This is a genomic window from Micromonospora sediminicola, from assembly GCF_900089585.1.
GTDB classification, from domain to species: domain Bacteria; phylum Actinomycetota; class Actinomycetes; order Mycobacteriales; family Micromonosporaceae; genus Micromonospora; species Micromonospora sediminicola.
In genome coordinates, this window is the sequence record NZ_FLRH01000003.1 from 874,660 (window position 1) to 895,875 (window position 21,216).

At 72.7% G+C, this 21,216-nt stretch carries 21 protein-coding genes; 10 read left to right on the forward strand and 11 right to left on the reverse strand.

The annotated features are described in order from the left end of the window. Positions 1 to 48: 48 nt before the first annotated feature. The 4 genes from GA0070622_RS04605 to GA0070622_RS04625 all read right to left on the reverse strand — a co-directional run bounded on the left by GA0070622_RS04605 (position 49) and on the right by GA0070622_RS04625 (position 5,029). Positions 49 to 690 (reverse strand): SPFH domain-containing protein, encoded by a 642-nt coding sequence (locus tag GA0070622_RS04605; RefSeq protein ID WP_091568963.1) that lies wholly within the window; start codon positions 688 to 690, stop codon positions 49 to 51. Positions 691 to 1,835: 1,145 nt separating this feature from the next. Then, a protein-coding gene (locus GA0070622_RS04615) for an IS3 family transposase (RefSeq protein ID WP_091568968.1) occupies positions 1,836 to 3,004 on the reverse strand; the annotation gives its coding sequence in 2 pieces (ribosomal slippage) (positions 1,836 to 2,717 and positions 2,720 to 3,004; 1,167 coding nt in all). A gap of 544 nt (positions 3,005 to 3,548) precedes the next feature. After that, positions 3,549 to 4,442, reverse strand: a complete 894-nt coding sequence (locus GA0070622_RS04620) for a tetratricopeptide repeat protein (protein WP_091568970.1) — start codon at positions 4,440 to 4,442, stop codon at positions 3,549 to 3,551. Positions 4,443 to 4,564: 122 nt separating this feature from the next. After that, a complete protein-coding gene (locus GA0070622_RS04625; RefSeq protein WP_218012424.1) occupies positions 4,565 to 5,029 on the reverse strand; it encodes a carboxymuconolactone decarboxylase family protein in 465 nt (154 codons plus the stop codon). Positions 5,030 to 5,154: 125 nt separating this feature from the next. Here GA0070622_RS04625 and GA0070622_RS04630 point away from each other — a divergent pair, with 125 nt between their 5' ends. From GA0070622_RS04630 to GA0070622_RS04645, 4 genes are all read left to right on the forward strand, one after another. Continuing rightward, positions 5,155 to 6,012 (forward strand): sigma-70 family RNA polymerase sigma factor, encoded by an 858-nt coding sequence (locus GA0070622_RS04630; protein WP_091568976.1) that lies wholly within the window; start codon positions 5,155 to 5,157, stop codon positions 6,010 to 6,012. Next, complete coding sequence (locus GA0070622_RS04635) at positions 6,009 to 6,410, forward strand: helix-turn-helix domain-containing protein (RefSeq protein ID WP_091568979.1); 402 nt, start codon at positions 6,009 to 6,011, stop codon at positions 6,408 to 6,410. Before GA0070622_RS04630 ends, GA0070622_RS04635 begins: the two co-directional genes overlap by 4 nt. A gap of 35 nt (positions 6,411 to 6,445) precedes the next feature. Continuing rightward, on the forward strand, positions 6,446 to 6,880 hold the full coding sequence (locus tag GA0070622_RS04640) for a VOC family protein (protein WP_091568982.1): 435 nt from the start codon (positions 6,446 to 6,448) through the stop codon (positions 6,878 to 6,880). A 68-nt stretch (positions 6,881 to 6,948) separates the two neighbouring features. Next, positions 6,949 to 7,563 carry a histidine phosphatase family protein gene (locus GA0070622_RS04645; RefSeq protein WP_091568984.1) on the forward strand — a complete coding sequence of 205 codons (615 nt, stop codon included), beginning with the start codon at positions 6,949 to 6,951 and terminating at the stop codon, positions 7,561 to 7,563. Between the two features lie 60 nt (positions 7,564 to 7,623). Here GA0070622_RS04645 and GA0070622_RS04650 read toward each other — a convergent pair whose 3' ends face one another. Further along, the gene (locus GA0070622_RS04650; protein ID WP_091568986.1) at positions 7,624 to 8,280 is read right to left on the reverse strand and encodes a type 1 glutamine amidotransferase domain-containing protein; all 657 of its coding nucleotides are present in this window, start codon (positions 8,278 to 8,280) and stop codon (positions 7,624 to 7,626) included. 71 nt (positions 8,281 to 8,351) lie between these two features. Here GA0070622_RS04650 and GA0070622_RS04655 point away from each other — a divergent pair, with 71 nt between their 5' ends. Beyond that, positions 8,352 to 9,236: a LysR family transcriptional regulator gene (locus tag GA0070622_RS04655; RefSeq protein ID WP_091568989.1), complete on the forward strand. Its 885-nt coding sequence runs from the start codon at positions 8,352 to 8,354 to the stop codon at positions 9,234 to 9,236. Between the two features lie 9 nt (positions 9,237 to 9,245). Here the strand turns inward: GA0070622_RS04655 and GA0070622_RS04660 are convergent, their stop codons facing one another. Continuing rightward, positions 9,246 to 9,701 (reverse strand): protealysin inhibitor emfourin, encoded by a 456-nt coding sequence (locus tag GA0070622_RS04660; RefSeq protein ID WP_141684524.1) that lies wholly within the window; start codon positions 9,699 to 9,701, stop codon positions 9,246 to 9,248. 172 nt (positions 9,702 to 9,873) lie between these two features. Between GA0070622_RS04660 and GA0070622_RS04665 the strand changes: the two genes are divergently transcribed. The 3 genes from GA0070622_RS04665 (at position 9,874) to GA0070622_RS04675 (ending at position 13,789) form a co-directional block, all read left to right on the forward strand. Then, the gene (locus GA0070622_RS04665; protein ID WP_091568994.1) at positions 9,874 to 12,273 is read left to right on the forward strand and encodes a M4 family metallopeptidase; all 2,400 of its coding nucleotides are present in this window, start codon (positions 9,874 to 9,876) and stop codon (positions 12,271 to 12,273) included. Between the two features lie 77 nt (positions 12,274 to 12,350). Then, complete coding sequence (locus GA0070622_RS04670) at positions 12,351 to 13,118, forward strand: enoyl-CoA hydratase/isomerase family protein (RefSeq protein WP_091568996.1); 768 nt, start codon at positions 12,351 to 12,353, stop codon at positions 13,116 to 13,118. Positions 13,119 to 13,177: 59 nt separating this feature from the next. Continuing rightward, the gene (locus GA0070622_RS04675) at positions 13,178 to 13,789 is read left to right on the forward strand and encodes a hypothetical protein (RefSeq protein ID WP_091568999.1); all 612 of its coding nucleotides are present in this window, start codon (positions 13,178 to 13,180) and stop codon (positions 13,787 to 13,789) included. On the opposite strand, the gene GA0070622_RS04680 is transcribed toward GA0070622_RS04675, so the two are convergent. Then, a complete protein-coding gene (locus tag GA0070622_RS04680; protein ID WP_091569001.1) occupies positions 13,764 to 14,315 on the reverse strand; it encodes a peroxiredoxin-like family protein in 552 nt (183 codons plus the stop codon). The two genes, GA0070622_RS04675 and GA0070622_RS04680, sit on opposite strands and share 26 nt — an antisense overlap. A gap of 69 nt (positions 14,316 to 14,384) precedes the next feature. Here GA0070622_RS04680 and GA0070622_RS04685 point away from each other — a divergent pair, with 69 nt between their 5' ends. Continuing rightward, entirely contained in the window at positions 14,385 to 15,008 is a 624-nt protein-coding gene (locus GA0070622_RS04685) for a TetR/AcrR family transcriptional regulator (protein ID WP_176558979.1), read from the forward strand. A gap of 132 nt (positions 15,009 to 15,140) precedes the next feature. On the opposite strand, the gene GA0070622_RS04690 is transcribed toward GA0070622_RS04685, so the two are convergent. The 3 genes from GA0070622_RS04690 to GA0070622_RS04700 form a co-directional block, all read right to left on the reverse strand. Beyond that, entirely contained in the window at positions 15,141 to 15,581 is a 441-nt protein-coding gene (locus tag GA0070622_RS04690) for an HNH endonuclease (RefSeq protein WP_091569006.1), read from the reverse strand. A gap of 272 nt (positions 15,582 to 15,853) precedes the next feature. Next, positions 15,854 to 17,380 (reverse strand): FAD-dependent oxidoreductase, encoded by a 1,527-nt coding sequence (locus GA0070622_RS04695; protein ID WP_091569008.1) that lies wholly within the window; start codon positions 17,378 to 17,380, stop codon positions 15,854 to 15,856. 202 nt (positions 17,381 to 17,582) lie between these two features. Continuing rightward, the gene (locus GA0070622_RS04700; RefSeq protein WP_091569010.1) at positions 17,583 to 18,062 is read right to left on the reverse strand and encodes an MSMEG_6728 family protein; all 480 of its coding nucleotides are present in this window, start codon (positions 18,060 to 18,062) and stop codon (positions 17,583 to 17,585) included. Between the two features lie 87 nt (positions 18,063 to 18,149). On the opposite strand from GA0070622_RS04700, the gene GA0070622_RS04705 reads away from it, so the two are divergent. After that, positions 18,150 to 19,934: a potassium channel family protein gene (locus GA0070622_RS04705; protein WP_369700222.1), complete on the forward strand. Its 1,785-nt coding sequence runs from the start codon at positions 18,150 to 18,152 to the stop codon at positions 19,932 to 19,934. A gap of 6 nt (positions 19,935 to 19,940) precedes the next feature. On the opposite strand, the gene GA0070622_RS04710 is transcribed toward GA0070622_RS04705, so the two are convergent. Then, entirely contained in the window at positions 19,941 to 21,170 is a 1,230-nt protein-coding gene (locus GA0070622_RS04710) for an APC family permease (RefSeq protein ID WP_091569013.1), read from the reverse strand. Positions 21,171 to 21,216 lie beyond the last annotated feature (46 nt).

Consider the following 21,216-nt stretch of genomic DNA (forward strand, 5'->3'; position numbering starts at 1 on the left):
ACCGAGTCGCGGTCGGTTACCGTGGCGGTCAGTCCATGCCGGCGCACCTCATCCCTGGCTGTCAGTGCCAGGAGGCTCGTTGATGACCTCGATTAGGGCCTCGAGGTCCTTCTGCCGGGCCAGCATCTCAGCGAGTGTTGGCTCGTTCATGTCGCCGTCCTTGACGTTGATCGTGTTGTAGTCGACCTCCAGGTTCTCTGCCAGCCGGGCCGCCCTCTCGCGCACTGCCTTCGTCGGGTGGGTTGCGTGCAGCTTACGGAGGTCGCGGATGACGTCACCGACGTCCGCATGCCCGCCGGATGGCAGATGGGCTGGAAACATGTCATGGTCCAGCCCGTACTTTTCCACAGCCTCGTAATAGATCCAGGCCAACGCGTTGCCAGCCAACTCAGCGGCCTCTTTGCGGGCCTCAAAGTGGGCCTGCTGTTGCAGCATCGCCTGTTGGTGTCGGTGATCCACCTGCTGGCGTTCGCGCTGGCCTTCCAGGTCCAGCTTCTGGCGCTCCCGCAGCCCGTCCAGTTCCAGCTTTTGGCGGTCCCCTTGGCCCGCCAACTCCAGCCGCTGTCGTTGGCTCTGCTGCCTGCCAGTGAGCTTCAGGTTCCAGCGATCGAACGCACCCGTCAGAGCTCCGCCCAGAAGTCCCGACACGCCCATCAAGCTGACCCATCCGGTCCAGTCTGGCAACGGCACGTTGTCTCCTCGTTAGGCGTCGAAGGATAGGCACCACTCCAGCCGCCAGCTTGCCGGGCACCGATGCGGGCGGCAAGGGCCTCAACCTCGTTGCCGCCGATCCTCGCGCAAACGGGTTCTCGTCACAGGGCTAGGAGGAGGTCGAAGACAAGCGGAGTCAGCAGGGAGTCAGCAAAATGCTCGCCACGCGGCGATGACAGCCGGAAAGAGACACATGCCAGGCGAGCGTGAGCGCAACCGACGTGGTCTGCCGACACTGCTTGACAACCAGGACCAGGCTCCCCCCGACGGGGGTCGTCCCCTCTGGGCGACGCGCTGTGCCTGGGCATTGCCCCTCATCTTCGACGAAACGGCCCCGTCCGCGGCCTCGCGCCCTTCGGCAACCGTGCTGCCTCTCTGCCGCCTCCCGGAGGTGACCTGCCCGCGATGTCTCCCGGACGTAGTACTACAGGGCGCGATGCCAGAAGGGGCTTGGTTCGCCTATCGGCATGAATCCGGCTGTCTTGAGCACGCGTAGACCGTCGGGGCTCACTGGGCGGGCAATCAGGTCTTTGGTTCCGCTGCTAAGTAGGAACGACTCAAGAAAGCTCAACGCCCAAGCCCGTCCGGCGGGCGTCGTGCCGGCCACCCCTCCTAGGTAGACGCCCTGCGGTCGGTGCCAGGTGCGTGTCACGTAGCGCCTTAACATCGCCGAGTCCAGTGACGTAACCGTCTTCGCCTGGAAGTCCTTCACGGCACGTGCCGTCAACGGGGCGATCACGACCATGCCTACCAGGCGTCGCCTGCTGTTCCGTTCGCTCTCTACCAGTCGGATGCACAGTGGGTTGCGTTGGTATAGACCTTGCATCAGGGTCAGTGATGGCGGGTCATGCGGCAGCAGTGAAGCCAGGAAGTCGTGGGCGTCCGCGACGTCGCGGGGGGACTGGGCCCACCGCGTCGTGTGGATGCCGATGCGCATCCCGGGTAGGTCGCGGTTGCCTAGAGGGAGCCTGCCCAGGAGAGACAGTGTGCGGTGCAGTGCGGCAACGAAGGACCCCAGGGCGATTGCGCCCAGCACGACGCTGAGCGCTCGGAGCCAAGTGACCTGGCTCGGGTTCGAAACTGATACTGCAAGGGTCTGCTGCACCGGCAGGTGACAGGCGTAGTCACGCGGCCTGACTGGCCGGTGGGTGCATGATGGTCTCGAATTCAACGGGGGTCAATCGGGACAGTGACCGTTGGCGTCGGCGGCGGTGGTAGGTCCGTTCGATCCAGGTCACGATCGCGATCCGTAGTTGCTGGCGGGTGGTCCATGATCGTCGGTTGAGGACGTTGTTCTGCAGGAGGCCGAAGAAGGATTCCATGGCGGCGTTGTCGCCGGCGGCGCCGACACGGCCCATCGATCCGGCCATCCGGTGGCGGTGGAGGGCTCGGACGAATTTCCTGGAACGGAATTGGGATCCGCGGTCGGTGTGCAGGATGCAGCCGGCCAGGTCACCGCGTCTGGCTGCGGCGTTGTCCAGTGCGGCGACGGCCAGGCGGGACTTCATCCGCGAGTCGATGGAGTAGCCGACGATGCGGTGGGACCAGACGTCCTTGATCGCGCACAGGTAGAGCTTGCCCTCGGCGGTGTGGTGCTCGGTGATGTCGGCCAGCCACAGCCGGTTCGGGCCGTCGGCGGTGAAATTCCGCCGGACCAGGTCGTCGTGCACCGGCGGGCCGACCTTGCCGCCCTTACCCCGACGCTTGCGCTTGCCGAAGGCGCTCCACCAGCCGTTGCCGGAGCAGATCCGCCACGCGGTGCGGTCGGCCATCGGCTGCCCGGCGTCGCGGGCCTCGTCGACCAGGAACCGGTAGCCGAACTCCGGATCGTCGCGGTGGGCGTCGAACAACGCGTTGGCCCGGTACGCCGCCACCAGGTCGGCGATGGTGACCGGTCGGGCCAGCCACCGGTAGTAGGGCTGGCGAGCGATGTTCAATACCCGGCACGTCACCGCCACGGGGATCCCGTCGGCGGCCAGCTCGCTCACGAGCGGGTAGAGCCTTTTCCCGGCAGATGCGCCTGCGACAGGTAGGCAGCGGCCCGGCGCAGGACCTCGTTCTCCTGCTCCAACAACCGGATCCGCTTGCGCGCCTCGCGTAGCTCGGCCGACTCATCGCTGGCCGTCCCCGGCATGACGCCAGCGTCGATGTCGGCCTGGCGCAGCCACTTGAACAGCGTCATCGGGTGGACCCCGAAGTCCTTGGCGATCTGCTCGACGGTCACGCCTGGCTCGCGGTCGCGAGCGACACGCACGACGTCATCGCGGAACTCTCTGGGGTAGGGCTTGGGCACAGCGACATCCTTCCAGCCTGCCCGCAGGGCAAGCCATCTCAGATGTCACCTATCGGTGCAGCAGACCCCAATGCCGACAATGCCGAGCAGGGTAGATAGGCACCAAGCCCCGATTGCCAGTTGCCAGTTTTGAGGTAAGGCGGGGCCGGGCCTGGGTACCATCCGGCTCCTTCCGATGAGTCGACGGGTATTGCAATGCAGGGCTCACGTAGAGCGAGACATTAGGCCGGTCAGCGACGGGGACACCACGGTAGTGGCGGCGGAACAAGCGGAAAAGGAAGCTGTAAGGAAGCCGTCAGGCTCCAGGTGAGCAGCCAAGGGGGTTGATGGCTGCCCTGAGGGGCGGAGGTCGGCTTGGGCCGCCGGCGGAATGGCTGTCGACAGCAACGGTGACAGCAACCGCGCCGGACGGCAGCACGCTGAGGCGCGCTGGCATGGACGAAGCTCCGAGCATGCAGCCGTTCCCGGACGCGTGCGGACGGGGTGCACAGAGCTTGTAAGCGAGATGTCGCCGGTTCGATCCCGGCCGGGGGCTCCAATTCCATCAGGCGACCCGGGCCGTCTCGCGCGCCGGGCCGCCGGTGGCGTCCTCCTCCGGCAGGCGTCCCGCACGCCCGTGCCGGACCCGGAACGTGAGCGCGAAGAGCAGCGACACCGCCACAGTCGTGAGGCCGAACGCGGCGGCCATGGTCGCCGTGCGGGTACCGCCCCAGACCGCCCCGGCGGCGCCGGCCCCGCCGACGCACGCGGCCCCGACGATCCCGCGCCAGGTCAGCACCAGTGGCACGACGCCCACCGTCCGACCGGCCGCGGCGCAGACGATCAGGACGGCCACCCCGACGACGGTGGGCCACATCGTCCAGCCGGCGTCGGTGGAGCCGTCGTCGACGGCGAGCCAGCGCAGGAACAGCACGCACCAGGGCGGGTACACCGCGAGGAGCACCAGGGTCGCCGCGCCCCGGCGGCGGATCCGCCGGTCCACTCCGGCGCTGTGCCGCGCCGGTGCGTTGCTCGGGTCGACGGTGAGCGCCCGCTGGTAGAGGTCGCGGAACCGGGCCACGTCGCGGTCGACGGTGAGCACGTTGACGGCGAGCAGGTTCAGCCCCTCGGGATCGTCCGAAGCGAGTTCGACCGCACGTCGCGCGTCGGCGTAGGACTCCCGGTGCCGACCGAGCAGTTGCCGGGCCAGCCCCCGGTACCGCCAGGCCACCGTGTCGCCGGGGTCGATGTCGATCGCGCGACCGGCCGCGTCGATCGCGGCGTGCTGGTCACCCAGCCCGATGAGCGCACCGGCCAGTCGACGCCACGCGAGGCTGTCGTCGGGGTGGGTCCGCAGGTGCGCGCCCAGCAGCGTGACCGCGGGCTTGAACTCCTTGGCGAGGACCAGGTCACGGGCGCGCGCGACGGCGTCCTCGACCGGGGCGGACGGCGGTTCCACGTGGCTGCTCCTCGACGGGATGATCAGCGGGCACCGAAGTATCACCCGACGGGTCGGCGGCCGAGGGCCCACCCGGTCCGGGCCGGCGCGGAGGCCCAGCGGCCCGCGCCGGCCCAGAGGAATCAGCCCCAGTTCTGGGGTGCCGGCTGCCGGGTGGTGGCGTTGATCCGGTTGAAGAAGTTCGTGGTGGCGATCCAGAGCACCAACGCCGCCAGTTCCTTCTCCCCGAAGTGCCGGGCCGCCTCGTCCCACACCGGGTCCGGCACCGCGTCGCCGCGGTCGGCGAGACGGGTGGCGTGCTCGGCTAGGTCGAGCGCGGCCCGCTCGGCGTCGGTGAAGTACGGCGTCTCCCGCCACGCCGCCACCGCGAACAGCCGCTCCTCGGTCTCGCCGTTCTTGCGGGCGCCGCGCGCCCCCGAGTCGACGCACGCGCTGCATCCGTTGATCTGGCTGGCCCGCAGGTGGACCAGCTCCAACGTGCCGCCGGGCACGCCGGCCGAGTGCGCGGCCCGGTAGAGCAGGTTGACCGCCTTGACGGTGTCCGGGAGCAGCGCGGCCGGGTTCTGCATGCGGGCTTCGAGGCTCATGGTCGTCCGTCCTGTCCTTGTAGGCTGGGCGGCGTCCGTTCGCCGCCCTCCCCCGTCTGTCGACATCCGGGCCGGTGGTGTGACGGATGTGACGGCGATCACGCGGCGGTGGAGGGCGGGGGGTCGTGACCGACGCGGACCTGGTGGCCCGGCGCTTCGAGGAGCAGCGGCCCCGCCTGCGGGCGGTGGCCCACCGGATGCTCGGCTCGGCCGCCGAGGCGGACGACGCCGTGCAGGACACCTGGCTGCGGCTGAACCGGGCCGACATCCCCGGGATCGACAACCTGCCGGGCTGGCTGACCACCACCGTCGGGCGGGTCTGCCTGGACCGGCTGCGGTCGGCCGGGCATCGCCACGAGGAGACCGTCGACGCGGTGGGCGAGGAGCCCTCGACCGTGCCGGAGCCGGAGCAGGAGGCGCTGCTCGCCGAGCGGGTCGGGCACGCGCTCCAGGTCGTGCTGAGCACGCTCGGCCCCACCGAGCGGCTGGTGTTCGTGCTGCACGACATGTTCGCCGTCTCCTTCGAGGAGATCGCGCCGGTGGTCGACCGCAGCGCCCCGGCGGTACGGCAGATCGCCGGCCGGGCCCGTCGCCGGGTGCAGGGCCGTTCCGCCGATCCGGTGACCGACCCGGCCCGGCAGCGTCGGGTCGTCGAGGCGTTCCTCGCCGCGTCCCGGGAGGGTCGCTTCGACGACCTGGTCGCGCTGCTCGACCCGCACGTGGTGCTGCGGGAGGACGCCGCCGCCGTGCGGATGGGCGGCAGCGCCGAGGTCCGTGGCTCGTCGGCGGTGGCCGGCTTCTTCAACGGTCGGGCGCAGGCGGCGGTGCCCGCCTGGGTCGACGGGGCGGCCGGCGCGGTGGTGGTGCTCGACGGCCGGATCCGACTCGCGCTCAGCTTCGCCGTCACCGACCGGATCATCGGCATCGAGGTGGTGGCCGACCCGGACCAACTCGCCGACCTCGACCTGGTGGTCGCCGGATGAGCCGGGCGACCGAGGAGTCCAACCGGGCCATGCTGCGGGCCCGGGACGCGATGGACCGGGCGTACGCGCAGCCGCTGGACATCCCCGCGCTGGCCCGGATCGCGCACGTCTCCGAGTCGCACTTCATCCGGACGTTCCGGGCCACCTTCGGCGAGACGCCGCACCGCTACCTGCAACGGCGTCGGGTCGAGCGGGCCATGTCCCTGCTGTTGGAGACCGACCGGGACGTCACCGACATCTGCCTCGCGGTCGGCTTCACCAGCCTCGGCACGTTCAGCCGGACGTTCCGCGACATCGTCGGCGAGTCGCCCCGCGATTTCCGGCGGCGCCGGTCCGCCGCCGCGAACGTGCCGAGCTGCTTCGCCAAATCCTGGACCAGGCCCAGCAGTTTTGGATAAGCAGCAGGTCAGGGCGGTGCTCTAGCGTCGACGGCATGACGATGACTTCGATTTCCCGCTCGCAGATCTACGTGCTCGACCAGGACGAGGCGCTCGACTTCTACGTCGGCAAGCTGGGCATGGAGGTGAACACCGACCAGGATCTCGGCTTCATGCGCTGGCTGACCGTGAACGTGCCGGGCGACGCCGAGCGGGAGATCCTGCTGGAGAAGCCCGGCCCGCCGGCGCTGGACCCGAAGACCGCCGAGCAGGTCCGCGAGCTGCTCACCAAGGGCGCCGCCGGTGGCTTCCTGTTCCTGACCACTGACGACGCGCACAAGACGTACGCGGATCTGGTGGCCAAGGGGGTCGAGGTGACCGACGAGCCGACCGACCGGCCGTACGGGATCGACTTCGGAATCCGGGACCCGTTCGGCAACCGGATCCGGATCGGCCAGATGCACCCGCGGGAGCAGTGGGCGAACGGCTGACCACGGGGCTGCGGGGTCGGGGAGCGACCGACTAGGGTCGGCCACTCCCGATCCTGAAGGGGTGACCGATGGCGAGCCGCCTGTTGTTCCTGGCCCGGCACGGCGAGCAGGAGGACACCGGGACGGAGGCCCCGGAGGTCGGTCTCTCCGCCCGGGGCCGGCGGCAGGCGACGCTGCTCGGCGAGCGGCTGCGCGGCGCGCGGATCGACGCCGTGCACCACGGGCCGCTGGCCCGGGCCGCGGAGACCGCCGCGCTGGTCGCCAAGGAGCTGCCGGGTGTTCCGGTCCACGAGGACGAGCGGGCCGGCGACCACATGCCGCACGACACCGACCCGACCGGCCTGCCGGCGCGGTATGCCGAGTTCCTCGCCGAGTTCACCGAGGCGGAACGGCGGGACGGGCCGCGCGTGACGGCGGAGGCGGTGGCCCGGTTCGCCACCGCCCCCGCCGAGGGCGACGTCCGGGAGCTGGTGATCACGCACAACTTCCTGGTCGCCTGGCTGGTGCGGCACGCGCTGGAGGCGCCGGAGCGCCGCTGGATCGGGCTCAACCACGCCAACTGCGCGCTGACCGTGATCCGCTACAGCGACGCCGGCCCGCCGACGGTGGTCGCGCTGAACGACGCCGCCCACCTGCCGCCCGACCTGCGGGCCACCGGCTTCCCCGACGACTACCGGTTCTGACACCCGAACCACGCCCGCCTCGCGGAACGACGCGCGAGGGCGGGCGGCGCGCCCGACGGGTCAGCCGCGGAGCTTGACCACGGCTTCGGCGAGCGCGCGGGCCGACTGCGGGTTCTGGCCGGTGACCAGGCGGCCGTCGACCACCACGTGCTCGGTGAAGTTCGGCGCCGGGACGTGCTGCGCACCGGCCTCGGTGAGCTTGTCGGCGAGCAGGAACGGCACCTCGTCGGTGAGGCCGACGGCCGCCTCCTCGTCGTTGGTGAAGCCGGCCACCCGCTTGCCGGCGATCAGCCGCGAGCCGTCGGAGAGGGTGAGGTTCACCAGCGCCGACGGCCCGTGGCAGACGGCGGCCACCACGCCGCCGCGCTCGTAGACCGCGCGGGCGATCCGGGCCAGGTCCGGGTCGTCGGGGAAGTCCCACATCGTGCCGTGACCGCCGGCGAAGACGATCACGTCGTAGCCGGCCGGGTCGACGTCCGCGGCCTTCGGGGTATCGGTCACGCCGGCGGTGGCGAGGAAGTCGTTCTGGGTCCGGTCGTCGGTGTCCCGGCCGTCGACCGGCGGCTCGCCGCCGGCCACGGACACCAGGTCGACGTCGTACCCGGCGGCCCGGAAGACCTCCCACGGCTCGGCGGCCTCGCCGACGTAGTAGCCGGTCTTGCGGCCGGTGGCACCGAGGTCGGAGTGGCTGGTCAGGGCGATGAGTGCACGAGTCATGTCACCATGCTGGCGCGCCGATCCATAGCTGACCAATAGGCAAGAGTCACGTCGGCGATAGGTTTGCTGATGTGAAGGTGTCCCTGGACCTGCTCCGCAGCTTCCTCGCCGTGCACCGGTCCGGGTCGGTCACCGGCGCGGCCGAGCTGTTGGGTGTGGCGCAGCCCACGGTGACCGCGCAACTGCGCGCGCTGGAGGAGGCGGTCGGTCGGCCGCTCTTCGACCGACTGCCGCGCGGTGTCACCCCGACCGCGGCCGGGGACGAGCTGGCCCGCCGGGTGGCCGAGCCGCTGGACCGGCTGGCGGCCGTGCTGACCGACGAGCCGGGTGCCGCGTACGCCCGGACGGTCTTCCTCGGCGGGCCGGCCGAGCTGCTCGCGGAGCGGGTGCTGCCGGCGCTGGGCGGGCTGGTGGCCGAAGGCCTGGAGCTGCGGGTTGCGGCCGGGTTGCCGGAACGGCTGCTGGACGACCTGGTGGCCGGCCGGCTCGACCTGGCGGTGACCAGCGTGCGGCCGCGTCGGCGGGGGGTGGTGGTGGAGCCGCTCTACGACGAGGAGTTCGTGCTGGTGGCGGCGCCGGCCTGGGCCGACCGGCTGCCCGATCCGGTGACCCCGGCGGCGCTGCGGGACGTGCCGCTGGTCGCCTACGGGGAGGAGGCGCCGATCCTGCGGCGGTACTGGCGGACCGTCTTCGACACCCGGCTCACCCGGACGCCGAGCCTGGTCGTGGCGGACCTGCGGGCGGTCCGGGCGGCGGTGGTGGCCGGTGCGGGGGCGAGCGTGCTGCCCGCGTACCTCTGCCGGGGTGAGTTGGCCTCCGGCGCGGTGCGGGCGTTGCTCACGCCGGCGGTGCCCCCGCTCAACACGCTCTTCCTCGCGGCGCGGCCGGCGGTGGCCGGCCGGCGCGAGGTCCAGGCCGTGCGCCGGGCGTTGCTCGCGGCGGCGCCCGGCTGGTGAGCGGGCGGGTCAGCCGGTGGCGCGGGTGAGCAGGTCGACCACCTCGGCGGTGGCGGCCGGCGGGGTGGCCTGCGGCGGGCAGTCCACGTACGAGCTGGTGGTCGGCCCGATGGTGAGCCGGTAGCTGAACGCGTCGGCGCACATGGTCGCCGGCACGGTGACGGCGGCCTCGGCGGTGAGCCGGGGGTCGGCGGCGAGCTGGCGCAACCGGTCGAGGTCCGCCTCGGCGAGCCGGCCCTCGCGTTCGGCGCCGGCCCGGTCGGTGGTCGTCCAGGTGCCGTCCGCGTGCACGGTGATGGTGTCGGTGAGCCCGGCGATGCCGCCCGACTTGACGAGCACCACCTCGACGCCGGGCAGCGGGGTGGCCTGCGGCAGCGTCGACGTCGGTGCGTCGGTCCTGGCGCAGCCGGCGAGCGGGACGAGGAGGGCGGCGACGGCGGCCGCCACGGCGGGGGCTGCTCTCATGCCGGATCGGACGCACGGCGGGGCCACCCGGTTCCGGACCACCGCGTCCTCCTCATCCGTTCGGTCAGTGTCTCGGACGGGAAGTCGTCGACCTCTTTCACGTTCTTCGATGTATCGCTATATCTACATCAGTGACTACCCCCGTCACAACTTCGCCTTCGGAGGAGGGCCCGTGAAAAGATCCGTCGCCGCCGTCAGCGCAGCGCTGCTCACCAGCGGCGTGCTGACCTGCGTCACCACCACGGCGCACGCGGCAGCGCCCAGCGCCCCCAGCCCCGAGCCCGCCGCCGCGGCCCGGGCCGACAGCCTCGTCCGTGCCAACCCCGGCGCCGTCCAGGGCGCCAGCGGGGAGGCCTACCAGGCCGTCCGCACCAAGGTCGACCCCTCGGGGGCGGCGCACACCCGCTACAGCCGGACCTACCGGGGCCTGCGGGTCTACGGCGGTGACTTCGTCGTCCACACCGCCCCGAACGGCACCATGACCGGCACCTCGGTCGGCCTGTCCGCCCCGCTCACCCTGGGCACCACCGCCAAGGTGGGCGCGTCCGCGGCCAAGGCCAGCGCGCGCAAGGCGTTCTCCGGCACCCTCACCTCGATCGGCGCGCCGGAGCTGTTCGTCGACGCCAGCAGCGGCAAGGGCCGGCTGGCCTGGGAGACGGTCGCCACCGGGTGGAAGGCGGACAAGCAGACGCCGTCGAAGCTGCACGTGGTCACCGACGCCAGCACCGGCAAGGTGATCGGCTCGTACGACGAGATCGAGTCGGTGGTCGGCAGCGGCCAGGGCATCTACACCGGCACGGTCAGCATCGACACCACGCTCAACGGCAGCACCTACCAGATGATCGACCCGTCGCACGGCAACGGCCGGACCTGCGACATGAACAACGGCACGTCGACCTGCACCACGTTCACCGACGCGGACAACGTGTGGGGCAACGGCGCCACCTCCAACCGGCAGTCCGCCGGCGTGGACGCCCACTTCGGCGCCGCCAAGACGTTCGACTACTTCAAGAACGTGCACGGCCGCAACGGCATCTTCGGCAACGGGCAGGGCGTGCCGAGCCGGGTGCACTACGGCAACAACTACGTCAACGCCTTCTGGGACGGGTCCCAGATGACCTACGGCGACGGCTCGGGCAACTCCCGCCCGCTGGTCTCGCTGGACGTCGCCGGGCACGAGATGAGCCACGGCGTCACCGAGGCGCTGGCCGGGCTGGTCTACTCCGGTGAGTCCGGTGGCCTGAACGAGGCCACCAGCGACATCTTCGGCAACATGGTGGAGTTCTACGCCGCCGCGCCGAGCGACCCGGGCGACTACCAGGTCGGTGAGAAGATCAACATCAACGGCAACGGTACGCCGCTGCGCTACATGTACAACCCGTCGCTGGACGGCTCGTCCGACTCCTGCTGGTCCACCAGCACGAAGAACAAGGACGTGCACTACTCCTCCGGCGTCGGCAACCACTTCTTCTTCAACCTCGCCGAGGGCACCGGCTCCACCGCGTACGGCACCTCGCCGGTCTGCGGCTCGGCCCCGGCGGTGACCGGCATCGGTCGCGCCAAGGCGGAGAAGATCTGGTACCGGGCGCTCGACGTGTACTTCACCTCGAACACCTCGTACGTCAACAACACCACCCCGTCGAACACTGCCCGGGCGTACACCCTCAAGGCGGCGACCGACCTGTACGGCAACTGCTCGACCGAGTACAAGGCCGTCCAGGCGGCGTGGACCGCGGTGAACGTGGCCGGCAACGACGCCCCGTGCAGCTCCACCGGCAACGACTTCTCCGTCTCGCTCTCCCCGACCGCCGGCTCGGTGACCCAGGGCGGGTCCGCCACCGCCACCGTCGCCACCGCCACCACCAACGGGGCCGCGCAGACCGTGACGTTCTCCGCGTCCGGCCTGCCGACCGGCGCCACCGCGTCGTTCAGCCCCGCCTCGGTGACCTCGGGCGGCTCGTCCACCCTCACCATCGCCACCAGCGCGAGCACCCCGACCGGCACCTACTCGGTGACGGTCACCGGCAGCGCCGCGTCGGGCACGAAGACCGCGACCTACTCGCTGACCGTCACCGGCACCGGCGGCGGCTGCACCGGCGCGGGTCAGAAGCTCGGCAACCCGGGCTTCGAGTCCGGCAACACGGTCTGGTCCGCCAGCTCCGGCGTGATCGGGCAGTACGGCTCCCAGGGCCAGCCCACCCACGGCGGGACCTGGAACGCCTGGATGGACGGCTACGGCAGCACCCACACCGACACGCTCTCGCAGTCGGTGAGCCTGCCGTCGGGCTGCTCGACGTACAACTTCAGCTTCTGGCTGCACATCGACTCGGCGGAGACCACCTCGAGCGTGCAGTACGACAAGCTGACCGTGCAGGTGCTCAGCTCCTCCGGCTCCGTGCTGGCGACGCTGGCGACCTACTCGAACCTGAACAAGGCCAGCGGCTACAGCCAGAAGTCGTTCTCCCTGGCCTCGTACGCCGGGCAGACGGTCACCCTGAAGTTCACCGGCACCGAGGACAGCTCCCTGCAGACCTCGTTCGTCGTGGACGACACCGCGGTCAACGTCTCCTGACCTGACCGCCCGACCCCGGGGCCCGGCGGCCACCCCACGCGGGTGGTCACCGGGCCCCTCCCGTTACGGTCGGAGCCATGTCCGACGCGGAACTGACCGTCACGGTGGACGGCCCGGTGGCGACCGTGGTGATACGCAACCCGGCCCGCCGCAACGCCATGACCCCGGCCATGTGGCGACAGCTCCCGGTGCTGCTGGACGGCCTGGAGGCCGACCCGGCGGTCCGGGTGCTGGTGCTCACCGGAGCGGGTGGCACGTTCTGCGCCGGCGCCGACCTCGGCGACCTGGACGAGCTGCTGGCCGCCGGTGACGGCAGCATCGCGGTGGCGGCCGAGGAACGGCTCGCCGCGTTCGGCCGCCCCACGGTGGCCGCCATCGAGGGCGCCTGCGTCGGTGGCGGGTGTCAGCTCGCCGTCGCCTGCGACCTGCGCCTGGCCGCGGCGGACGCCCGGTTCGGCGTACCGCCGGCGCGGCTCGGCCTGGTCTACCCGGCGCCGACCACCCGCCGGCTGGCCGGGCTGGTCGGGCCGTCAGCGGCCAAGCACCTGCTCTTCACCGGCGAGCTGGTCGACGCCGAGCGGGCGCTGCGGATCGGCCTGGTCGACGAGGTGCTGCCGGCCGACGCGCTGGCCGATCGGGTCGCGGCGCTGACCACCACGATCGCCGAGCGCTCCCGGCTGACCGTGACCGCCGCCAAGGAGATCGTCGACGGGCGCGCCGACGCCGACCGGCTGGCCTGGTGGCACGCCCAGGTGCGGGACAGCGGCGAGGCCCGCGAGGGGGTGTCGGCGGTCAACGAGCGGCGGCCCCCGCGCTTCGGCTGGACCCCGCCGGCCGCCCGCTGACCGCCGTTTGACCAGCACCCCCCGACGGGTACGTCCCGACCGTCGAACGGGGGACCATCATGGACAGTAGTCCGGAGCGTCGGGAGATCCAGCGGAAGCGGCGTCGGTTCCGCCTGCTGCTGGTCGGCACGGTGCTGGCGTTCGCGCTGGTGTCGCTGCTGGTCGGGCTGATGGCGGACGGCGCGTTCCCGGGCAGCTGGGTGGAACGCGGTGACCCGCCGACCGGGGTGGCGGTGACCGGCGGGGTCCTGGCGGTGCTCGGCCTGGTGCTCGAGATCGTCGGGCTGGTCGGCCTGGTTCGCAGCGGCAGCTACCGGGCCGACCGGGAGTCCCGGCTGTGGGCGGTGAGCTTCCGCCGCCGCCGGGAACTGGCCCGGGCCGTCCGGCGCGGTGTGGTGGACTCCCCGGACGACTTGCCCTTCCTGCGGACCGCCGCCGCGCAGATGGTCCGGCTACGGAGGCAGATCCCCATCATCGGCGGTCTGGTGACGCTGAACCTCGGCCAACTGTTGCTCAGCCTCGCCCCGATGTGGTTCCTCCTGTTCGGCGTCACCTCGGTGATGTTCGCGTTCGCCAGCTGGCAGATCCTCCGGGACGCGCCCCGGGCCGAGGCGTTCCTGCGGGAACACCCCGGCGATCCGGCGGTCACCGAGTCGACCGGCTCCCGCTGACCCGGGCCAGCAGCTCGTCCACCGACCACTGGTCGGAGGCGTGCTCACCGTGCTTCACCGCGAGCACCCGGCCGTCGGGGGCGATCAGGAAGTCGGCCGGCAGCCCCAGCCGACCGCCGTGCGGGGTGCGGGACGGCAGCCGCTCCCGGCCGCGCAGGACGTGCCAGGTGCCGCTCGCCACGGCGCGCAGGATCGGCAGCCAGGCGCGCGGGTCGAGCAGCGCCCGCCGCGCGGACTCCACGCCGAACTCCCGGTAGAGCCGCCGGTCGGGATCGGCCACCACGGCGAACGGCAGGTCGGCGACGTGTTCCCGCAGTTCGTCGGCGGGGGAGTGGAAGAGCACCACCTCGCGGACGCCGGCCGCCTCGATCTCGGCGTGCCGGCGGACGATCGAGCGCAGGTGGAGATTGCAGACCGGGCAGCCGGCGAAACGCCGGAACTGGAGGTGGACCAGGAGGTCCGGATCCGGCAGGGCGACCTCGGCGCCGGTGACGCTGGTCAGGTGGCGGGGGGTGACGACGTCCATGCGTGCTCCCGTTGTAGGCGTACAACGTACTCCTACAACCGTAGGCGTATCTTGTACGCTGTCAAGGCCATGCCCCGTCCCCGTTCCCTGACCCCGGCCCAGCTCGCCGACGCGGCGCTCGCGGTGCTCGACCGGGACGGCCTCCCCGGCCTCACCATGCGTGCGGTCGGCGCGCGGCTCGGCACCAGCACGATGGCCCTCTACCGGTACGTCGCCGACCGTGACGAGCTGGAGGCGCTCGTCGTCGAACGGGTCCTCGACGGGGTGGACATGCGCCCGCCGCTCGACGTGCCGTGGCCGGACGGCATCCGGGAACTGGTCGACCGGGTGCGCGCCGGGGTCGGCGCCCACCCGGCCGTGGTACCGCTGCTCCCGGCGCACCGGCACCGCTCGCCCGGCATCCTGCGCTGGGGCGAGGCGGCGCTCGCCGTACTGACCCGGGGCGGCTTCGCCGGCACCCGGCGGGTGGTCGCGTTCCGCGCCCTGCTCGCGTACGTGGTCGGGGCGATCCAGATGGAGCACCTCGGCGCGCTGGGCGGCCCCGGCACGGCGGTCATCGCCGCGCTGCCTCGCGACGAGTTCCCGCTGCTGGCCGAGACCGCACGCGCGGCTGGTGCGGTCGGCCCGGACGACGAGTTCGGCGGCGGACTCGACCTGCTGCTCGACGGACTCGCCCGGCAGCTCGACGGCTGACCACCGCCACCGCCCGCGTCCGGCGGCCGGGGACGGTGGGGCCGGGGACGGTGGGGCCGGGGACGGTGGGGCCGGCGGGCGCCGCGCCGGGGAAGCTCCCCGACACCGCCCCCTGTGCCCGCCGGCCGTCCGTCACCGCGCCAGCGCGGCCCAGCTCGGCGTCACCGGCTCCCGCCGCAGCGGCATGCCCGCCTCGGCTGGGGTCCGGTCGCCCTTGCGCTGGTTGCAGCCGTAGCAGGCGGCGGTGGTGTTCCCCCAGGTGTTCCGGCCACCGCGCGAGCGGGGCAGGATGTGGTCGATCGTGCTGGCCGGGCCGTCGCAGTAGGCGCACCGCCGGCCGTCGCGGCACAGCACCCCGGCCCGGGACCAGGCCGGACCGGAGGTGAACCGCCAGCGGGTCACCACGTACCGGACGAGGCGGACCACCCGCGGCAGCGGGAAGACGCCGATCACCCGGTCCGGCTCGGACTCGTGGATCTCGGCGACCCGGCGGCAGAGCATCCGGATCGCGTGCTTGACGGTGACCCGGTGCAGCGGGCCGAGGTCGGCGTTGATGACGAGGACGGCGTCCACCGGGCTCTCCCTTCACGATCGGTGGTACGGCGACGAAAAAGCCGCCCGGTCCACAGGGACCGGGCGGCGACGACACGAACGCGCGGCGCGCGTCAGTCGGACCTTCCGGGCCGTGGGCCTTCCGCCCGGCAGCCGTCGTCGAGCAGCCACGACGTCATCGTGGTGGCGGGTCGTAGCGACATCGACGGCTCCTGGAGCGGCGGTTGACCTTGCGCGTTCACGGTAGGTCCACACCGGAGAGGCGGGCAACGCATTTCGATCTCACCCGCGCCTCAGCGGCGGGCCAGCAGACCACGCGGGCGGATCGAACGGACCGGCTCGGCCGCCGCCCCCTCGGCGCGCAGGATGTGGTTGGCGGCGATGATCCCGGTCGCCGCCGAGCGCTCCATCAGCGCGCTCGGGAACTCGGTGCGGATCCCGTCGCCGGCCAGGTAGAGACCCGGCGCGTCGGTGCGTACGCCGGGCCGCCCGGCGTGGCTGCCCGGGGTGAACGCCGGGGCCTGCGCCTCGACCCGGGCGCGCAGCTCGCGTACCCGCAGGTCGGCCACCTCCGGCCAGAGCGTGGTCAGCTCCCGCAACATCCGCGCGGCCAGCTCGTCGGCCGGTACGTCCGGCTCGCAGGCGTACGCGTGCAGCTCCAGCACCGAGCCGCCGGTGCGTTCCGCCCAGCGGCGCGGCTCGGACTCCAGGCGGTGGTAGAGCGTCACCGAGTCCAGGGTGGGCTGCCGGGAGACCCCGCTGAACACCGCCCGCTCCGGGCGCACGTCGCCGTCCATCCAGTAGCGCGCCACCGCGTACGGGGGACCGGGCCGACCGAACGCGGGCATCCGCGCCACCAGCTCGGGCGCCGCCACGGCCAGGCCGGGGGAGGCATCGACCAGCGCGGCCAGGGCGGGCGGGTCGACCGCCAGCACCACGTGCGCGGCCTCCCACACGTCGCCGTCGGCGCCGGCCACCCGCCAACCCTCCGGCGTACGGTCCAGCCGGGCGGCCGCAGCGCCGGTGAGCACCCGGCCGCCGTGCTTCTCCACGTGCCGGGTCAGCGGCTCCCAGATCGCCGTCGCGTAGTCCTCGTCCGGGCAGTCGAAGGCCAACCCCTCCGGGTTGCCGAGCAGGTAGAAGTGGAACTGGGCGATCATCTCGGCGGCGGACATCTCCGCCTCGTGGTTGAAGAACGAGTGCGAGAAGACCTCGAAGAGCATCGCCCGGGCCCGGTCCGGCAGCCGCAGCGAGCTGAGCAGCTCGTCGGCGGTCCGCTCGTCGAACTCGGCGTAGGTGCGCACCGCGTCGTAGGTGAGCAGCGGCAGCGCGGCGTCGCGGTCCATCGACCGCAGGTCCGCCAGGCGCAGGCTCGGGCTGCGCAGCAGCAGCGCCAGCAGGTTGGCCGGCGGGGCCGGCGGCAGCTTGCCGAACTCCTCGGTCGGCCACTGGGCGGACAGGATCGGATAGCCCGGAATCGGCTTGAGGAAACCCAGCGCCGGGTCGACCCGGCGCAGGATCGAGCGCCAGTTCCAGTACTGCCGGAAGAAGGCGTGGAAGCCGTGCTCGTTGCGCTGGACGCCGTCCGGCAGCTCCTCCGGCCAGGCGCCGAGCCGGCCGCCGAGGTGCGGCGCGGCCTCCAGCACGGTCACCTCCACCCCGCGCTCGGCCAGCACCACCGCCGCCGACATGCCGGCGATGCCGCCGCCCACCACCAGCGCCGTCACCGGTCGCGGCACGCGCGGGGCGCCACCACCGCCCGGGTCCACCACGTGCTCCCGTACGCCGATGAGGCGACCTACCACTTGCGACAGACCCACGGGCATCCTCCAGTCGGCGGTCCCCCCAGTCTGCCTGAGGTGAAAGGAAGGGGCCCCTTTTAACGCATAGGGATGTGCGGGGTCCCCTGTTAACGCCCCCCCGCGCCCGCGCCCCGCGTGCGCCGAGTGGGCGCGGGGCGCGGGGGAGGCGTTAACAAGGGACCCTTCCTCTACCGGAGGCGTTAATAAGGGGCCCTTCCTTTCACGGCAGGCAGCGGCGGGGGCGGTCGGAGGGGGGCCAGACGTACTCCAGGTCGGGGGAGACGTCGGTGAACAGCGGGGCGTAGTGGGCGGGGTCCTTGCGCAGCAGCGACGAGCGGTGGCTGCGGTGCAGGTCGTCCCGGCCCAGCCAGGGCGGCAGCTCGCCGGTCGAGGCCAGCTCGTCCTGGGTCCGGATCACCGCGATGCCGCAGGCGGTGGCGAGGTCGGTGGCGAGCGTGGCGGCGCAGGTGTCCGCCCGGCCCGGCTCGCACCACACCGCGCACATGTCCAGCCCGTAGCGGGTCAGGGCCTCCTCGTACCCGGCCCACATCTTCACCGCGGGATGGTTGCGCCAGCCGTAGTCCGGGCGGGTCAGGCCGCGCAGCACCTGGATGGTCTCCACGCGCTGCTTGCCCAGCCGCTTCTGGTCCAGGGTCCGGGCGCTGGCCAGGAAGTCCGGATACGGCAGGAACGTCTGCATGCCGGTGCTCTACCCGTACCCGGCGACGCCATGCGTTCATGATCGAGGGGGCTGCGCCCACCGCGAGCGGCTGACTACGATCCGGGCATGGCCGAGCCCCTGCGCGACCGCGCGCGCCGCGCGACCGGCTGGCGGCTCCGGATGAACGGTGACGAACGACCCCACTTCGTGGTCTGCGGTTCCGACCCGCTGGCCTACTGGGTGGTCCGCGCCCTGCTCGCCACCGACGGGGCCCACGGCCAGGTGCGGGTCACGCTGGTGGTGCCGGAGCGCCGCCGCTCGGAGGGCCCGGACGGGCGGGACGTGCCCGGGGTCCGGGTGGTGCGGGCCGACCGGCTCGACGAGGCCACGTTCCGCCGGGCCGGGCTGGCCGACGCGGCCGGGCTGGCCCTGCTGCACCAGGACGACGTGGGCAACATGCACGCCGCGCTCTGCGCCCAGGAGGTCGAGCCCCGGCTGCGCCTGGTGGTCCGGATGTTCAACACCAACCTGGCCGACGGGCTGCGGCAGCTCTTCCCCGACTCGGCGGTGCTCTCCGACGCCTCGATGGCCGCCCCCGCGTTCGTCGCCGCCGCGCTGGGCGAGCTGGCCCCGACCCACTTCCGGCACGCCGGCCGCACGCTCTACGTGGCCCGCCGCGCCGACGTACGCCCGCAGGACGTGGTCTGCGGCCTGGCCGTCACCGGTGATCCCGAGCTGGTCCGGGTGCTTCCCGCCGACGAGGCGGCGGCCGACGTGGTGCTCGCCGAGGCGACCGGCCAGCCGCCCGGCACCGAGTTGGCCGCGCGGCGGCTGGTCCGGGCCCGGCGGCGCCGGCAACCGGTCGAGGTGCTGCTCCGCGCGGTCCGCAGCTTCGCCACCCGCAAGATCGGCATCGCGGTGCTGGTGCTGCTCGGGGTGATCGCGGTGCTCGGCTGGCTCAACGCCCGGGCCGCCGAGGTCAACTGGAGTGAGGCGCTCTATCTCACCCTGGTCACCACGCTCAGCGGCCAGGACCCGGACGTCAACAAGCCGGTCGCCGCCCAGATCATGCAGGTGGTGCTCAACCTGGCCGGGCTGGCGCTGATCCCGCTGATCACGGCCGCCGTGGTCGACGGCATCGTGAACGCCCGGTTGGCCCTGCACGCCGGCCGGATCCAACCGGACCGGTCCGGCCACGTGGTCGTGGTCGGGTTGGGCAACATCGGCACGCGGGTGATGGCGCAGCTGCACGACTTCGGGGTTGAGGTGGTGGCCATCGACCGGAACGCGGAGGCGCGCGGCGCCGCCCTCGCGCACCGGCTGGGGGTGCCGTTGATCGTCGGCGACGCCGGCCGGGAGGAGACGCTGCGCTCCGCCTCGGTGGACACCTGCCAGGCGCTGGTGGTGGTCTCGACCGACGACGGGACGAACCTGCGTGCCGCGTTGATCGCCCGTTCGCTCGATCCTGACCTGCGGGTGGTGCTGCGGCTGTTCGACGGCGACTTCGCCGAGCGGATCCAGCAGGCGTTCGGCATCGGCATCTCGCGCAGCGTGTCCTACCTGGCCGCGCCGTCGTTCGCGGCGGCCCTGCTGGACCGCGCGGTGATTGCCACGATCCCGGTCGACCGGCACGCGCTGCTGGTCACCGAGGTGCCGGTGGTGGCGGGTTCCCCGCTGGACGGGCGACCGCTCGGCACGGTGGCCCGACCGGGCGAGGTGCGCCTGCTGGCGCACACCCGCGTCGGCCAGAAGGCCGACTGGTCGGTCGACCCGCGCATGGTGCTGCAGGCCGGCGACCGGTTGACCGTGGTGGCCCGGCGGGCCGGGCTGACCGCCCTGCTCCGGGAGACCACACCCGCGCCACCGCCCGCGCCGACCGGGCCACCAGCGCCCCGCGAGGCGGCGGAGTGAGCCTGCTCAGCGGTGGCGGAGGGCGTACCAGGCGGCGCCGAGGGCGAGCACGCCGAAGCCGGCGAGCACGCTGGGCAGCGGCAGGTTGACCGCGAGCAGCAGGCAGCCCACCAGTCCCAGGGCCGCGAGCGTCCGCACCGGCAGCTTCCGCGCCGGGTCCCGCCCCAGCGTCAGCGCCGCCGCGTTGGTGATCGCGTAGTAGACCAGCACGGTGCAGCTGGAGAAGCCGATCGCGCCCCGTACGTCGCCGAGCGCCACCACGACGATCACCACGGCGGCCACGGCCAGTTCGGCGCGGTGCGGCACCCGGTGGCGCGGGTGCACCGCCGCCAGGGTCGCCGGCAGGTCGTGGCGGCGGGCCATCGCCAGCGTGGTGCGGCCGACGCCGGCCAGCAGGGAGAGCAGCACCCCGGTGACCGCGACGGCCGCCCCCGCCCGGACCAGCCAGGCCAGCCCGGGGTGGCCCGCTGCCGACACCACCTCGACCAGCGGCGCGGAGGCGGCGGCCAGCCGCTCGGTGCCCAGCACGCCGAGCGCGACCACGGCCAGCGTCAGGTAGACGGCCAGCACCGCGCCGAGCGCGAGCGGCACGGCGCGCGGGATCGTGCGCTCCGGGTCGCGTACCTCCTCGCCCAGCGTGGCGATCCGCGCGTAGCCGGCGAAGGCGAAGAAGAGCAGGCCGGCGGCGGTGAGCACGCCGCGTGCCCCGATGTCGCCGCCGTCGGTGAGCCGGTCGACGGCGATCTGCGGCGCGCCGGTCACCGCCACCACGGCGAGCACGGTGAGCACCACGCCGACCAGGACCCGGGTGGCGGTCGCGGTCTTGCCGACGCCGCGCAGGTTCACCGCGGTCACCGCCGCCACCGCGAGGACCGCGACGAGCCGGGCCCGCCCCGGCCACAGGTACGCCCCGACGGTCAGCGCCATGGCCGCGCAGCTCGCCGTCTTGCCGACCACGAATCCCCACCCGGCGACGAATCCGGCGAACGGGTGCAGTCGTTCCCGGCCGTAGACGTAGGTGCCGCCGGACTCCGGGTAGCGGGCGGCGAGCCGGGCCGAGCTGGTGGCGTTGCAGAACGCGATGAAGCCGGCCAGCGCGAGCGCCACCAGCAGCCCGGCGCCGCCGGCCGCCGACGCGGCGGGCGCGAAGACCACGAAGACGCCCGCGCCGAGCATCGACCCCAACCCGATGACGACCGCGTCGGGTACGCCGAGTCGTCGTGCCAGCCGTTCCACACCCGCAGCCTAGGGGTGGGACGTGAACGGCCGGTGCCGCCGGCGT

Bases quoted from the DNA above. Each gene is read 5' to 3' on its own strand.
- GA0070622_RS04625 (WP_218012424.1), bottom strand. From the start codon at position 5,029: ATGAGCCTCGAAGCCCGCATGCAGAACCCGGCCGCGCTGCTCCCGGAC.
- GA0070622_RS04635 (WP_091568979.1), top strand. From the start codon at position 6,009: ATGAGCCGGGCGACCGAGGAGTCCAACCGGGCCATGCTGCGGGCCCGG.
- GA0070622_RS04640 (WP_091568982.1), top strand. From the start codon at position 6,446: ATGACGATGACTTCGATTTCCCGCTCGCAGATCTACGTGCTCGACCAG.
- GA0070622_RS04645 (WP_091568984.1), top strand. From the start codon at position 6,949: ATGGCGAGCCGCCTGTTGTTCCTGGCCCGGCACGGCGAGCAGGAGGAC.
- GA0070622_RS04650 (WP_091568986.1), bottom strand. From the start codon at position 8,280: ATGACTCGTGCACTCATCGCCCTGACCAGCCACTCCGACCTCGGTGCC.
- GA0070622_RS04660 (WP_141684524.1), bottom strand. From the start codon at position 9,701: ATGAGAGCAGCCCCCGCCGTGGCGGCCGCCGTCGCCGCCCTCCTCGTC.
- GA0070622_RS04670 (WP_091568996.1), top strand. From the start codon at position 12,351: ATGTCCGACGCGGAACTGACCGTCACGGTGGACGGCCCGGTGGCGACC.
- GA0070622_RS04675 (WP_091568999.1), top strand. From the start codon at position 13,178: ATGGACAGTAGTCCGGAGCGTCGGGAGATCCAGCGGAAGCGGCGTCGG.
- GA0070622_RS04680 (WP_091569001.1), bottom strand. From the start codon at position 14,315: ATGGACGTCGTCACCCCCCGCCACCTGACCAGCGTCACCGGCGCCGAG.
- GA0070622_RS04685 (WP_176558979.1), top strand. From the start codon at position 14,385: ATGCCCCGTCCCCGTTCCCTGACCCCGGCCCAGCTCGCCGACGCGGCG.
- GA0070622_RS04700 (WP_091569010.1), bottom strand. From the start codon at position 18,062: ATGCAGACGTTCCTGCCGTATCCGGACTTCCTGGCCAGCGCCCGGACC.
- GA0070622_RS04705 (WP_369700222.1), top strand. From the start codon at position 18,150: ATGGCCGAGCCCCTGCGCGACCGCGCGCGCCGCGCGACCGGCTGGCGG.